The 13,695-nt window shown below is 65.9% G+C and carries 10 protein-coding genes; 1 reads left to right on the plus strand and 9 read right to left on the minus strand.

Annotated elements, in window-relative coordinates; genetic code table 11:
• Positions 1-224: 224 nt before the first annotated feature.
• The 9 genes from PX653_RS17375 to PX653_RS17415 all read right to left on the minus strand — a co-directional run bounded on the left by PX653_RS17375 (position 225) and on the right by PX653_RS17415 (position 12,054).
• Positions 225-1,337, minus strand: a complete 1,113-nt coding sequence (locus tag PX653_RS17375) for a ribonucleotide-diphosphate reductase subunit beta (RefSeq protein ID WP_277414004.1) — start codon at positions 1,335-1,337, stop codon at positions 225-227.
• Positions 1,338-1,555: 218 nt separating this feature from the next.
• Positions 1,556-4,498 carry a ribonucleoside-diphosphate reductase subunit alpha gene (locus PX653_RS17380; RefSeq protein ID WP_277414008.1) on the minus strand — a complete coding sequence of 981 codons (2,943 nt, stop codon included), beginning with the start codon at positions 4,496-4,498 and terminating at the stop codon, positions 1,556-1,558.
• Positions 4,499-5,001: 503 nt separating this feature from the next.
• Positions 5,002-6,438, minus strand: a complete 1,437-nt coding sequence (locus tag PX653_RS17385) for a sigma-54-dependent transcriptional regulator (RefSeq protein WP_277414009.1) — start codon at positions 6,436-6,438, stop codon at positions 5,002-5,004.
• Positions 6,439-6,464: 26 nt separating this feature from the next.
• Positions 6,465-8,147: a sensor histidine kinase gene (locus tag PX653_RS17390; RefSeq protein WP_277414010.1), complete on the minus strand. Its 1,683-nt coding sequence runs from the start codon at positions 8,145-8,147 to the stop codon at positions 6,465-6,467.
• A gap of 16 nt (positions 8,148-8,163) precedes the next feature.
• The gene (locus tag PX653_RS17395) at positions 8,164-8,424 is read right to left on the minus strand and encodes a PP0621 family protein (RefSeq protein WP_277414011.1); all 261 of its coding nucleotides are present in this window, start codon (positions 8,422-8,424) and stop codon (positions 8,164-8,166) included.
• Positions 8,421-9,224 (minus strand): cytochrome C assembly family protein, encoded by an 804-nt coding sequence (locus PX653_RS17400; protein ID WP_277414012.1) that lies wholly within the window; start codon positions 9,222-9,224, stop codon positions 8,421-8,423. The genes PX653_RS17395 and PX653_RS17400 overlap by 4 nt, the downstream gene beginning before the upstream one ends.
• A gap of 231 nt (positions 9,225-9,455) precedes the next feature.
• Positions 9,456-10,253, minus strand: coding sequence for an ABC transporter ATP-binding protein (locus PX653_RS17405; RefSeq protein ID WP_277414013.1), 798 nt, complete (start codon positions 10,251-10,253; stop codon positions 9,456-9,458).
• A gap of 1 nt (position 10,254) precedes the next feature.
• On the minus strand, positions 10,255-11,076 hold the full coding sequence (locus PX653_RS17410) for an ABC transporter permease (RefSeq protein WP_277414014.1): 822 nt from the start codon (positions 11,074-11,076) through the stop codon (positions 10,255-10,257).
• A gap of 9 nt (positions 11,077-11,085) precedes the next feature.
• Positions 11,086-12,054, minus strand: coding sequence for an ABC transporter substrate-binding protein (locus PX653_RS17415; protein WP_277414015.1), 969 nt, complete (start codon positions 12,052-12,054; stop codon positions 11,086-11,088).
• 301 nt (positions 12,055-12,355) lie between these two features.
• Here PX653_RS17415 and PX653_RS17420 point away from each other — a divergent pair, with 301 nt between their 5' ends.
• Complete coding sequence (locus PX653_RS17420) at positions 12,356-13,567, plus strand: NHL repeat-containing protein (protein ID WP_277414016.1); 1,212 nt, start codon at positions 12,356-12,358, stop codon at positions 13,565-13,567.
• The last annotated feature ends 128 nt before the right edge of the window (positions 13,568-13,695 follow it).

Genomic DNA, 13,695 nt, shown 5'->3' on the forward strand with positions numbered 1-13,695 from the left:
GGAATCGACAGCAAACCCAGCGGAACCCCATAGGAGCGGGCCTTGCGTTTATGCGACGCACATACATCACCTCCAGTCTAGGTGGTGGACTGTTAGTGCACTTCTAAGGTATAGTGAACGACTCTGACGTCTGACTATACTTTAGTTGGGCACCCGCTAAGCCACCTTCGTTAGCGGAAAGAAGGACCCAGGTGTAGGAACCTGGGTCCTTTTTTTTTACAACATCAATCCCAGTTCAACGCCCCACCGGTCTGGTACTCGGTCACGCGCGTCTCGAAGAAGTTGCGTTCCTTCTTCAGGTCGATCATCTCGCTCATCCATGGGAACGGGTTCTCGTCCTGGTCGAACAGCTGCTCCAGGCCGATCTGCACGGCGCGGCGGTTGGCGATGAAGCGCAGGTAGCCCTTGAACATCGTCGCGTTCAGGCCCAGCACGCCGCGTGGCATCGTGTCTTCGGCGTACGCGTATTCCAGCTCGACGGCTTTGAGGAACAGCGCCTTGATCTCCTCGCGGAACGCCGGCGTCCACAGCTGCGGGTTTTCCAGCTTGATCGTGTTGATCAGGTCGATGCCGAAGTTGCAGTGCATCGATTCGTCGCGCAGGATGTACTGGTACTGCTCGGCCGCGCCCATCATCTTGTTCTGGCGGCCCAGCGCCAGGATCTGCGTGAAGCCCACGTAGAAGAACAGGCCTTCCATCAGGCAGGCGAACACGATCAGGGATTTCAAGAGCTTCTGGTCGTTCTCGATCGTGCCGGTGGTGAAGGCCGGGTCGGTCAGCGTGTCGATGAACGGGATCAGGAACTGGTCCTTGTCGCGGATCGACTTGATCTCGTTGTAGGCATTGAAGATCTCCTGCTCGTCCAGGCCCAGCGACTCGACGATGTACTGGTAGGCGTGCGTGTGGATCGCTTCCTCGAACGCCTGGCGCAGCAGGTACTGGCGGCATTCCGGCGCCGTGATGTGGCGGTAGGTGCCCAGCACGATGTTGTTGGCGGCCAGCGAGTCGGCCGTCACGAAGAAGCCCAGGTTGCGCTTGACCAGGCGGCGCTCGTCTTCGGACAGGCCGTTCGGGTTCTTCCACAGCTCGATGTCGCGCTGCATGTTCACTTCCTGCGGCATCCAGTGGTTGGCACAGCCGGCCAGGTACTTGTCCCACGCCCACTTGTACTTGAACGGCACCAGCTGGTTGACGTCCGTCTTGCCGTTGATGATGCGCTTGTCGTCCGCGTTCACGCGCAGCGCGACCTGCTCGGCGGTGGATTCTTCACCGGCGGCGCCGGCTGGCAGTTGTGGTTGGCGTGGCGCTGCGGCCGCTTCATCATCCCAGGAGAGCATGGTGGTTCCTTCAGTTCTGTATTGAATCCTCAATAGCTGTTGACCGGGTGCCCGGCAAATGGCGTTCTTGGATATTCGATGGTTTGGTCAAATACACCGCCCCGGCGGGACGGTGTTCTCGTATCTATATAGATGGCGACTCGACAGGCGCCAGGCAAGGCCGGCGCCGCCTTGGCGCCACCGGCCGCTCAGCCGTTCAAAGACGGCTTACTGCCCATTTACTGGCAGGCTTCGCATTCCTCGAAGCCCGCGTCGCCCGGACGCAGGTAGCACGCGGCGCCCTCTTCCACCTGCTGCACCGTGGTCGGTGCGGTGTGGGTCGGGACAGCCGGTGCGGCCGCATCGGCAGCGGCGGCGCCGGCGGATGGGCCGTGGGCCGAGACGGCGTTCAGCGCGCCCGTCTTCGACGTCGACTTCTCCATGTGCGACGCGGCGATCGTGCGCAGGTAGTACGTCGTCTTCAGGCCGCGCAGCCAGGCCAGCTTGTACGTCTCGTCCAGCTTCTTGCCCGAGGCGCCGGCCATGTAGATGTTCAGTGACTGGGCCTGGTCGATCCACTTCTGGCGGCGCGATGCCGCTTCCACCAGCCACGTCGGCGACACTTCGAACGCCGTCGCGTAGATGTCGCGCAGGTCCTGCGGCACGCGATCGATCTTGGTCAGCGAGCCGTCGAAGTACTTCAGGTCGGCGATCATGACCTCGTCCCACAGGTCGCGGGCCTTCAGGTCGCGCACCAGGTACGAGTTGATCTCGGTGAATTCACCGGACAGGTTCGACTTGACGTACAGGTTCTGGAACGTCGGCTCGATGCAGGCCGAGACGCCGATGATGTTCGAGATCGTCGCGGTCGGGGCGATCGCCACGCAGTTCGAGTTGCGCATGCCGAACTGCTTGATGCGCTCGCGCAGCGGCGTCCAGTCCATCGACGACGACATGTCCTGCTCCAGGTAGCCGCCGCGCTCTTCCGCCAGCAGCTTCACGGAATCCTGCGGCAGGATGCCGCGGTCCCACAGGGAGCCCTTGTACGACTCGTAATGGCCGCGCTCTTCGGCCAGTTCCGTCGACGCGTAGTAGGCGTAGTAGCACACCGCTTCCATCGACGTATCGGCGAAGTCCACCGCGGCTTGCGACTGGTACGGCACGCGCATCATGTGCAGGCAGTCCTGGAAGCCCATCACGCCCATGCCCACCGGACGGTGGCGCATGTTGGCGTTGCGGGCCTTGTCGACGGCGTAGTAGTTGATGTCGATGACGTTGTCCAGCATGCGCATTGCCGTGCGGATCGTCTTTTGCAGCTTGACGTGGTCCAGCTTGCCCTCTTTCATGTGGGCCGGCAGGTTGACGGAACCCAGGTTGCAGACGGCGATTTCGTCCGGGCCCGTGTTCAGCGTGATCTCGGTGCACAGGTTCGAGCTGTGCACGACGCCCACGTGCTGCTGCGGCGAACGGATGTTGCATGGGTCCTTGAACGTGATCCACGGGTGGCCCGTCTCGAACAGCATCGACAGCATCTTGCGCCACAGGTCCAGCGCCTCGATCTTCTTAAAGACGCGGATCTCGCCGCGGGCGGCAGCCGCCTCGTAGCCCGTGTAGGCTGCCTCGAAGGCCTTGCCGACCTTGTCGTGCAGGTCCGGCGTTTCCGATGGCGAGAACAGCGTCCAGGTGCCCTTTTCCATCACGCGCTTCATGAACAGGTCGGGAATCCAGTTCGCCGTGTTCATGTCGTGCGTGCGGCGGCGGTCGTCGCCCGTGTTCTTGCGCAGGTCGAGGAATTCCTCGATGTCCATGTGCCAGGTTTCCAGGTAGGCGCAGACGGCGCCCTTGCGCTTGCCGCCCTGGTTGACCGCCACGGCCGTGTCGTTGACCACTTTCAGGAACGGCACGACGCCCTGCGACTTGCCGTTGGTGCCCTTGATGTGCGCGCCCAGCGCGCGTACCGGCGTCCAGTCGTTGCCCAGGCCGCCGGCGAACTTGGCCAGCAGCGCGTTTTCCTTGATGGCGTCGTAGATGCCTTCCAGGTCGTCCGACACGGTGGTCAGGTAGCACGACGACAGCTGCGAGCGCAGCGTGCCCGAGTTGAACAGCGTCGGCGTGGACGACATGAAGTCAAAGCTCGACAGCAGGTGGTAGAACTCGATGGCGCGCGCTTCGCGGTTCGTCTCGTTCAGCGACAGGCCCATGGCGACGCGCATGTAGAACGCCTGCGGCATCTCGATGCGGACGTCGCGCACGTGCAGGAAGTAGCGGTCGTACAAGGTCTGCAGGCCGATGTAGCCGAACTGCAGGTCGCGGTCGGCGACCAGCGCCTTGGCCAGCTTCTGCAGGTCGAACTCGGCCAGCTTGGTGTCCAGCAGCTCGGCCTCGATGCCCTTGGCGATATATTTCGGGAAGTAATCGACGTACTCGGCGGCGGCCTGCGCCTGCGGCACTTCCTTGCCGAACACTTCCTTGCGGATCGTGTGCAGCAGGATGCGGGCCGTGACCTGCGAGTAGGCCGGGTCCTTTTCCATCAGCGCGCGCGCAGCCAGGATGGCGGACTTGTGCAGCTCTTCGACCGGCACGCCGTCGTACAGGTTCTTGACCGTCTCGGCCAGGATGGCGTCGGCATCGACGTGCTTTTCCAGGCCCGAGCAGGCGGCGGCGATCAGGTCGCGCACTTCCTGCATGACGAGCGGACGGCGCACGCCGTTCTCCATCACGTGCAGTTCCGGTTCGGCCACGTCGGCGGTGCCGGCGGCGGCCTTCTTGGCGCGGCGCTCTTCCATCTGCTTGGCACGGTACAGCACGTAGGCCTTGGCCACGTCATGCTCGCCCGAGCGCATCAGCGCCAGTTCGACCTGGTCCTGTACGTCTTCGATGTGGAACGTGCCGCCGGACGGCTGGCGGCGCACCAGGGCATTCACCACGCTGTTCGTCAGCTGTTCGACCAGGTCGCGGATGCGCGCGGACGCGGCGCCCTGGCCGCCCTGCACTGCCAGGAACGCTTTCGTCATCGCGACGGCGATCTTGGACGGCTCGAAGGCGACGACGGCGCCGTTGCGGCGGATGATGCGGTAGTCGCCCAGCGTGCCGGCCGGCGCTGCCAGGCCGCCGTTGGCGGTTGCAGCGGACGCCGGCACTTGTGCTGCCGGATGGGTGGTGATGTCTTGGTTAGATTGCATTTAAGCTCCCCGAAAACGACGTGCAAAAAAGGGTCATGCCGCACGAGTCGCCCCCGCGGCAGCTATTGATTTGTGGCAAGTTTGACTACTAGATTTAGTGAGTAGTGCAATTTCTTGCACTAATTGTAGTGAGAGCCCTGGCCTTCGACAAGCGCTACAGCCCGAAAAAAATTTGCCAGAACATCCAAGTTTCGGTTGACTTTTTGATTCGCCTCAAACGACGGGCGTTATCGAGTGAGCAAGCGCTAACACTGATTTTGCGGGCCCGCGACGGCTGCTCAAACACCGTGCAGTGGCATTGAAGTTCCTGCAACCTTATGGACAAAACACTACCTCGCCACGTGGCGTTTCGTGGCGGACCGGCATTATAGACGATGGCGGGGGATGGGGTTCGGGTGGGGGTCTGTCCCTTCAGGGACTGACCCCGAAGTCCCGCTCTTCTTTGCTTCAGCCAAACTTCGGGGTCAGTCCCTTGCAGGGACAGACCCCAGCCGCGGCGGCATCTATTCCTTGATGTTGAGCTTCTGCATCTGGTAGCGCAGCTGCCGGAAACTCAACCCCAGCAGCTGCGCGGCCTGGGTACGGTTGTACTGCGTCTGCGCCAGCGCCCGCACGATGATCTCGCGCTCCACCCGCTCCAGGTATTCCGGCAGGTTCGACGGCAACACCGTCAGGTCCGGCAGCGGCGGCATGCCGGCCGGAGCCGAGGCCAAGACCGGAGGCGGCTCGACGACCGCCGCCGGCGGATCGGCCGGCGCCGCGACCGGTTCCGGCTGACCCGCCTCCGCCAGCCGCGCGCCCTTCAGCGCCAGGTCCTCGACGTGGATGACGCCGTCGTTGGCAAACGCCAGCGCCCGTTCCAGCACGTTTTCCAGCTCGCGCACGTTGCCGGGGAAGCGGTAGCTGCGCAGCGCTTCCAGCACGCCCGGGCCCAGCACGGCCGGCGGGCCGCCCGCCGCCAGGCGCGCCAGGATCGCCGCCGTCAGCACCGGCAGGTCGTCCAGCCGTTCGCGCAGCGGCGGCAGCGCCAGTTCGATGACGTTCAGGCGATAGAACAGGTCCTGGCGGAACTTGCCCTGCTCGACGCAGCGCGCCAGGTCCTGGTGGGTGGCGCTGACGATGCGCACGTCCACCGGTTCCTCGGCCGTGGCGCCGATCTTGCGCACGCGCCGCTCCTGGATCGCGCGCAGCAGCTTGACCTGCATCGCCAGCGGCAGGTCGGCCACTTCGTCCAGCATCAAGGTGCCGCCGTGGGCGGCCTGGAAGAAGCCGTCGCGCTCGTCCGCCGCCCCGGTGAAGGCGCCCTTGCGGTAGCCGAAGAACTCCGCTTCCATCAACGCTTCGGGAATCGCCCCGCAGTTGACCGCGACGAACGGCTTGTCCGCGCGCGAGCTCTGGGCGTGGATCTCGCGCGCCGCCAGCTCCTTGCCACTGCCCGATTCGCCCGTGATGGCGATCGGCGCCATCGAGCGCGCCAGCCGCGCGATCTGGGCGCGCAGCGCCTGCATCGCGGCCGACTGCCCCTTCAGGCGGCTGTCCACCGCCTCGTCGCGCGCCGCCGGCGCCGACCCGTTCAGCTTCAGCGCCGACTGCACCAGCTGGCGCAATTGATCCAGCTGCACGGGTTTCGTCACGTAGTCGAACGCGCCCGCCTTGAGGGCGACGACGGCGTTGTCGGTACTGCCGAACGCGGTGACGACGGCAATCGGCGTGTTGCGCCCGCTGGCGGCCACCTCCCGCACCAGTTCCAGCCCCAGGCCGTCGGGCAGGCGCATGTCCGTCAGCACCAGCCCGTACTCGGCGCCGGCCGCCAGGTGCGCGCGGGCCTGCCGCAGGTCCGCTGCGCTGTCCACGTCCAGGCCCATCTTCAGCAGCGTGATTTCCAGCAGCTCGCGCAGGTCGTCTTCGTCGTCGACGACCAGTACCCGGGGAGAACTCATGAAGACCCTTAGCTCTATATATAGTGTCAGGCGCCCGCGCGCGCGAACGTGATGACGAAACGGCCGCTGGCGGCCGGGCTGACGCCGCCGGCCACGTCGAAGCGGTACTCGTAGTCCAGCATCGCCTCGTTATTCAAGCATAACTCACGCGCCAGATACAGGCCCAGCCCCGTGCCCTTCGAGGACGTGGTGTAGAACGGCTCGAACAGGTGGGCGCGTACCTCGGGCGAGATGCCGGCGCCGTCATCCTGCACGTGCAGCTCCAGCGGGCGGCCGCGCGCGGCCACGACGAACAGCCGGATGCTGGATGGCTTGCGGCTGGCGTAGCGCACCGCGTTGCCCAGCAAATTGAGCAGCACCTCGCGCAGGTGCAGCGGATCGAAGCGCACGGCCACGGCGCTGACACGGCCGATGTCCAGCACCGCTTCGTCCAGGCCATGCAGCTCGTCGAACTCCGCCTTCAACTCGGCCACCAGCTGGGCCAGCGCCAGCGGCTCGCCATGGCTGTGGGCCTTGCGCGACAGCTGCAGGATGTCCTCGACCATGCGATTCACCCGCGCCACGTTGTCGGCCACGATCTTCAACAGGCGCACGTGCACGGGCGCTTGCAGGTCCTCGGCCAGCAGCGACGTCGCGTGGCCGATGGCCGACAGCGGATTTCTCACTTCGTGCGCGATGCTGGCCGTCAGGCGCCCCATCGACGCCAGTTTCAGTTGCTGCGCCTGGTTTTCGATGGCCGTCACGTCTTCCAGGAAGATGACGTTGCGCTCCGTGCCCAGCGCCGCCGTCTCGGCGGCGGCAAAGCGCAACTTGAGGTGCGCCGCCAGGTCGGGCCGGCCGTCCCAGGCCGCGGCCATGTCCTGCATGGCCGGGTCGGTGTAGGGCTTGATCGTGACGAACGCGGTGGCCTGGGCCGGGTCGGCGCGCCAGTCGTCGTAGGCCCGGGCGATGGCGTGCAGCGACGGCAGCGCGGCCAGGCGCAGGCCGGGCGTGCCGCTGATGCCCAGCAGTTGCTGCGCGGCCGGATTGCCGGCCAGGAGCTGGCCGTCCGGCCCCACGACGACGATGCCGTCCCCCGCGTGCGACATGATGAGGCGATTGACGGCCTGTTGCACGCCGATCTCGACGCCGCGCTGCACGGCCAGCTCCTCCTGGCCGATCAGCCGCGCCGCCATGCGGTTTGCCAGCAGCACGACGGCAAAGAAGGCGGCGCCGAACAGGCCGGCCTGCAGCAGCGCCGCGTCGCCGTCCGCGTTGAGAAGGCGCCAGATGCTGTCGGCCAGCAGGAACAGCGTGACCAGCGCGGCGCAGAACAGCGCCAGCACCAGCGGGGCCAGGATGGCACAGCCGGCCAGCGGGAACAGGTACAGGATCGCCAGGCCGCCGCGCACGCCGCCGCCGGCCACGTACAGCAGCGAGATGACGGCGAGGTCGCAGGCGACCTGCGACAGCAGCTGCACGAGGAAGCGGTGGCGCCACCAGGCGGCCGTCAACGCGAACACCACCGACAGGACCAGGTAGGTGCCGCACACGCGGGCGTACAGCGCATCGCCCGCGGCCAGCGTGCCCTGGCTGTCGATACTCAGGTACGCCAGCAGCACCAGCGCGATGACGACGCGGGTACCGTTCAGGGTCTGCAGCGAGCGCCAGAACGTCTCGCGCGAGCGGGCGGACAGGGAGGCCAGCGAGGCGGGCAACTGGGCGGCCACGTGGCGTGGGACGCGGCTAGGGCGCGGGCGTGTGCGCCGCGCTGCAGTAATCGCGCCCGCCCGCCGGCACGTTCTCGGAAGCCGGGTAGTACATCCCGCAGTGGGCGCAGCACAGCATCGGTTCGGCCGTCACGGCCGGCGGCCGGGCCGCCGCCTGCTGCCGCGCCTGCGCCTGGAACTGCTCCTGCTGCTGGCGGCGGATGTTGGCGCGCAGCTTGGCGCGGACGGCGGCGACGACCAGGAAGATCAGCGCGACCCAGAACAGGATACGTGTCATGCGAAACCTCGATGCAAAACCACTTCCAGCACGAAGCGGGTGCCCACATACGCCAGCAGCAAGGTGGCGAAGCCGGCCAGGGTGAAACTCAGGGCCGTCTTGCCGCGCCAGCCGCGGAAATGGCGGCCCGCCAGCAGGGCGGCGAAAAGAAGCCAGGACAGCAGCGTGAAGACGGACTTGTGGTCCCACTTCAGCGCCTGGCCGAACAGCTCCTCGGAGAAGAAAATGCCCGACAGGACGGTCAGGCTGAGCAGCGCGAAGCCGAAGCCGATCAGGCGGAACAGCAGCTTTTCCATCGTCAACAGCGCCGGCAGCTGGTCCAGTGCCGCCCACAGCAGGCCGGCGCGGGCCGAGCGCGCATGCAGGCGCGACTCCTGCAATGCCATCAACACGGCGTGGAAGGCGGCGATCGTCAGCGTGCTGTAGGCCAGCGTGGCCACGGCGATGTGCCAGCCGAACAAGGGCGAGCGGCCCTGCAGCGCGATCAGCGCGCCAGGGAAGATGCCTTGCAGGACGACCGCCACGGCGGCACTGGGCATCACCATGCGGCGCAGGCCGTCCAGCGGATAGTTGCGGTTCTCGATCCAGTAGGCGCCCACGGAAATCCACAGCGCGGACGACAGCATGGCGGCAAAGCCCAGGCGCAGGGAACCGGGCACCATCACGTCGAACCACAGCGCGGCGCCGTGCGCGGCCCAGGCAATGGGAGTGATGCTGGCGATCAGCCGGGCCCTGGCCGGCGGCAGGAGGGCACACACGAGGTACAACAGCGCGGCGGCGATCAGGAAATTGGTCTGCATCGACGCAGTTTACTATAGCAGCGTCAAAATCGGGGACAGCCTCCGGTTCCTCCACCGTCGCCCGGCGCGGCTGCGCGGGTCAACGTGCAGGAAACACTCATCCGATCGGCAGCGGAAATCGGGGACAGCCTCCGATTTCGTCGATACGCGGGATGCGGGCATATGGAGGCTGTCCCCGATTGTTTTGGCTTTCGGAGGCTGTCCCCGATTTGCCGGCTGGCGGTGTGGCTGCTAATCCACCGCCGCCATGCGCAGCTCGTCGTTGTGGTGGCGCTGCTGCTCCTCCATCACCAGTTGCCCCAGTTCGCGCTTCAACGCGTTGAACTCGGCGGCCGCCGGGTCGCGCAGGCGAGGCAGGTCGACCAGCAGGTCGCGCTTGATCGTGCCGGGCCGGTACGTCATGACGACGATGCGGTCGGCCAGGTAGATCGCTTCCTCGATGCTGTGGGTGACGAAGATGATCGTCTTCTTCAGTTCCGCCCACAGGCGCAGCAGCTCGTCCTGCAGGTTGCGCCGGGTCAGCGCATCGAGCGCGCCGAACGGCTCGTCCATCAGCATGATGGGCGAATCGAGTGCCAGCACGCGCGCGATCGCGACGCGCTGGCGCATGCCGCCGGAGAGGTCCTTGGGATAACGGTGGCGGAAGTCCGCCAGCGACAGCATCTTCAGCAGCTGGTCGACGGTGGCACGGATCTGCGCCTTTGGCTGGCCCTTGATCTCCAGGCCGAAGGCGACGTTGTCCTCCACCGTCATCCACGGGAACAGCGCGTACTCCTGGAACACCATGCCGCGCTCCGGCCCCGGGGCCGTGACGAGCTGGCCGTCCGCCGTGATCGTGCCCGACGACGGCGGCGCGAAACCGGCCACCGCGTTCAGCAACGTGGATTTACCGCAGCCGGAAGGCCCCAGCAGGCAGACGAACTGGCCGCGCGGGATTTGGAGGTTGATGTCCTTCAGGGCGACGACGTCGCGGCCCGGTGTGGCGAATACCTTGTTGACGTCGGTGACGACGATATGCGCTGCGCTCATGTCAATTCTCCAGGCCGCGATGCCAGCGCAGCAAGTGGTTGTTCAATTTGTTCATGCCGATGTCGATGGCCAGGCCGAGCAGGCCGATCGTGATCATGCCGGCGATGATCTTGTCCGACCAGAAATACTCGCGCGCCTCCAGGATGCGGAAGCCCAGCCCGTTGTTCACGGCGATCATCTCGGAGACGATGACGACGATGAACGCGGTGCCGATGCCGATCCGCACGCCCGACAGGATGTACGGCACGGCCGCCGGCAGGATCACGCGCACGAACATCGTCGTGCCCGACGCGCCCAGGTTGCGCGCCGCGCGCAGGTAGATGCCGTCGACGTGGCGCACGCCGGCGACGGTGTTCATCAGCACGGGGAAGAATGCGCCCAGCGCGATCAGGAAGATCGCGGGCGGGTTGCCCAGCCCGAACCACAGGATCGACAGGGGGATGTAGGCGATCGGCGGAATGGGCCGCAGCAGCTGCACCAGCGGATTGAGCCAGGCGTACACGTGCCGGCTCGCGCCCATGGCCAGGCCGATCGGCAGCGCCAGCCCGGCGCCCACGCCGAAGCCGACGACGACCCGATACAGGCTGCCCAGCGAGTCGTGGATCAGCTCACCGGAGAAGAACCACGCCAGCTTCGACCCGGCCATCGGATCGTAGGGCTGCAGCGGCAGCAGGTATTCGACCCACTTCGTCACCACCGCGCCGGGCGAAGGCAGCACCTGCGGATTGACCCATTCGAGTACCGCCGCCAGGTGCCACAGCGCGATCACCAGCGCCGGCACGACCATGCCGATGCCGACTTCCCGCCAATCGATCCTTGCCATGATGCCTCCTTACTTCACGCCCAGGCTTTTCTTGGCCTGGTCCAGGAGGTCCGTGCGGACCCAGTCCTTCGCCACCGGCGGACGGCTCATGCGGCCGACACCCGTCTTGACCATGATGTCGGTCGTGGTCTGGATGTGTTCGGGCGTGATGTCGTAGCTGTACGGCGAATTGCCGATGGCGTCATCGAAGTCGTCCTTCGTGATCTGGCCCTTGAACACCACTTCGCGCACGTACTTCTCGGCTGTGGCCTTGTTGTCGATGAACGTCTTGGTGGCCTCGACGAAGCAGCGCATGAACTTCTCGGCGACGGGGCGACGCTCCTTGTAGAACTTCTCCGTCATGACCATCGTGCGCACCGGCTCGCCGATCGGCGTGTTGTACGGCTTCATGATCTCGTTGCCGAAGCCCTTGTTGATGGCCTGCGACGACTGCGGCTCCGATTGCATCATGGCGTCGATGTTCTTGCCCAGCAGCGCCTGGTTCAGGTCCGCGTACGCCAGGAACACGAGACGGACGTCCTTGCCCGGCTGGTCGGAGGCCGTCAGGCCGGCCTGCTGCAGTTCGGCCAGCAGCAGCACTTCCTGGATGCCGCCGCGCGTCACGCCCACGCGCTTGCCCTTCAGGTCCGCGATCGACTTCAGTTTCAGGTCGCTGCGGCCGACCAGGCGCGCACCGCCCTTGGCAAAGCCCGCGACGACGTAGATCGGCGCGCCGCCGGCACGGCCGGAGATCGCGGCCTCGGAAGCCGTCGTGCCCACGTCGAGTTCACCGGCGATAATCGCCTGCATCACGTCCAGGCCCTTGGCGAAGATGTGCTCTTCCACCTTGATGCCGCACTTGGGGGCGATCTCCTTGATATAGGACACCGCGCCGTAGTGCGCGAACTTCAGGTTGCCCAGCCTCACCACTTCCTGTGCCTGTGCGCCCGTCGCGCATAAGGCCAGGCATGCCGCCACTGCCATCGACTTCAATTTCATCCGGGTCTCCTTGGAAAAACGTCATGGTCAAATTGCCCGGCCATCATAACCTTGCCGCGCATGAAAACCCAATGCCCCGGGCGCCGCCGCCAGACCGAAATGTGCGCCAGAGGTGCACGATACAGGCAACGAAAATATTATCGTTGAGAAACAGCAAGCCCCACAAGCGACAACCGGCGGTTACGGCTTGTTACCATTTTTCCCCGGCGCGAGAGAATTGGTGAGATTTCGACCACACTGCGGAGGCGATAATTGCATATCCTCGGCCTGGTCCGGGCCACTCGAACGAAAACGACGCTCAATGAAGACCCTGCAGACACTTACCCTTGGCACTCTCGTCACCCTCCTCGCCGGCTGCGGCGGCGGCTCCGATTCCGATTCGGCGACGGGCACCCTGCCGCCGCCGGCCCCACCCGTCACGCTGACACTGTCCAGCACGACATTGCGCACGTTGCCCGGCGGCGCCGGCATCGCCGTCACGGCCGCGTCGTCCGGTACCGGGGCCATCCAATGGAAACTGGCCGACGGGGCGCCGGGCACGCTGAGCGGAACCACCGGGACTTCCGTCACGTACAACCCGCCCGCAAACGGCATTGCCAAGACCACGTTGGTGCCGATCGTCGCCACCAGCGGCGGCACCTCGACCACGTTGACCGTGGCGGTCACGCCCGACCCGGGCCCAAGCGGCCTGACCCTGCTGGCCGGCCACGCGGCGCCGGAAAGCGTCGATGGCGTCGGTGCCGCGGCATCGTTCTTCTACCCGCGCCGCATCGCGGCCGACACAGCCGGCAATGTCTTCGTGCTGGAACATTACACCAGCCGCCCGAGCCTGCCGACGCCGGGACGCCTGCGCAAGATCGCACCGGATGGCACCGTGACCACGCTGATTGGCGGCAGCGATCCGCAACGCGCCTGGTTCGGCCAGGCCGACACGGCGAACAATGCGCGCCGCTTCGCGGAACCGACCAGCCTGGTGGTCGACCATGGCGGCAATTTCTACTACGGGAACGCGTATGGCTTCGGCGGCTCCAGCAGTATGGGCGGATCGTCCCTGCTGAAGATCACCCCGACCGGCGTGCTGTCGGTGCTGGCCGGCGCCGAGACGACGGCCAGCACGGGGATCGCCGACGGCACTGGCACCGCGGCACGATTCATGTACCCCGACGCGGTTGGCATCGACTACGACGATGTGATCTACGTGCAGGACCTGAACAACGTCGCGCGCAAGGTCACGACGGCAGGCGTGGTCACGACGATTTCGGCCATCCCGCGCAGCCTGCAGGCTGACATGAACGGCAACACCTATACGTACGATGCGACCGCCAGGACGCTCGTGCAGACGTCCCCGGCGGGCACCAAGACGGTGGTGGCGGGCGCGCCTTCGTGCACCGGCTTCAAGCCGGGCCCCCTGCCTGGCTGCCTGCCCAACGTACAGCACATGGTCGTCGCCGGCGGCAGCACGCTGGTGTTGCTGGGCGACGGCCTGGTCGTGAAGCTGGTGCTGCCGCACTGACCGCGCCCAGCCTGTGCCCATCGGGGTACAGGCGCACACCACTCGAACGACAGCAAAAAGGATGAAGGCATTCAACGCCATTTCCCTGGGGGCCCTGATCGCCACTGGCCGCTTGCGGCGGCGGTTCG

The organism is Pseudoduganella chitinolytica (assembly GCF_029028125.1).
Taxonomy (GTDB): domain Bacteria; phylum Pseudomonadota; class Gammaproteobacteria; order Burkholderiales; family Burkholderiaceae_D; genus Rugamonas; species Rugamonas chitinolytica.

What these genes read in the sequence shown, in the direction of transcription:
- PX653_RS17375 (WP_277414004.1), bottom strand. Translation starts at nt 1,337, where the DNA reads ATGCTCTCCTGGGATGATGAAGCGGCCGCAGCGCCACGCCAACCACAA.
- PX653_RS17410 (WP_277414014.1), bottom strand. Translation starts at nt 11,076, where the DNA reads ATGGCAAGGATCGATTGGCGGGAAGTCGGCATCGGCATGGTCGTGCCG.
- PX653_RS17400 (WP_277414012.1), bottom strand. Translation starts at nt 9,224, where the DNA reads ATGCAGACCAATTTCCTGATCGCCGCCGCGCTGTTGTACCTCGTGTGT.
- PX653_RS17395 (WP_277414011.1), bottom strand. Translation starts at nt 8,424, where the DNA reads ATGACACGTATCCTGTTCTGGGTCGCGCTGATCTTCCTGGTCGTCGCC.
- PX653_RS17420 (WP_277414016.1), top strand. Translation starts at nt 12,356, where the DNA reads ATGAAGACCCTGCAGACACTTACCCTTGGCACTCTCGTCACCCTCCTC.
- PX653_RS17415 (WP_277414015.1), bottom strand. Translation starts at nt 12,054, where the DNA reads ATGAAATTGAAGTCGATGGCAGTGGCGGCATGCCTGGCCTTATGCGCG.
- PX653_RS17385 (WP_277414009.1), bottom strand. Translation starts at nt 6,438, where the DNA reads ATGAGTTCTCCCCGGGTACTGGTCGTCGACGACGAAGACGACCTGCGC.
- PX653_RS17380 (WP_277414008.1), bottom strand. Translation starts at nt 4,498, where the DNA reads ATGCAATCTAACCAAGACATCACCACCCATCCGGCAGCACAAGTGCCG.
- PX653_RS17405 (WP_277414013.1), bottom strand. Translation starts at nt 10,253, where the DNA reads ATGAGCGCAGCGCATATCGTCGTCACCGACGTCAACAAGGTATTCGCC.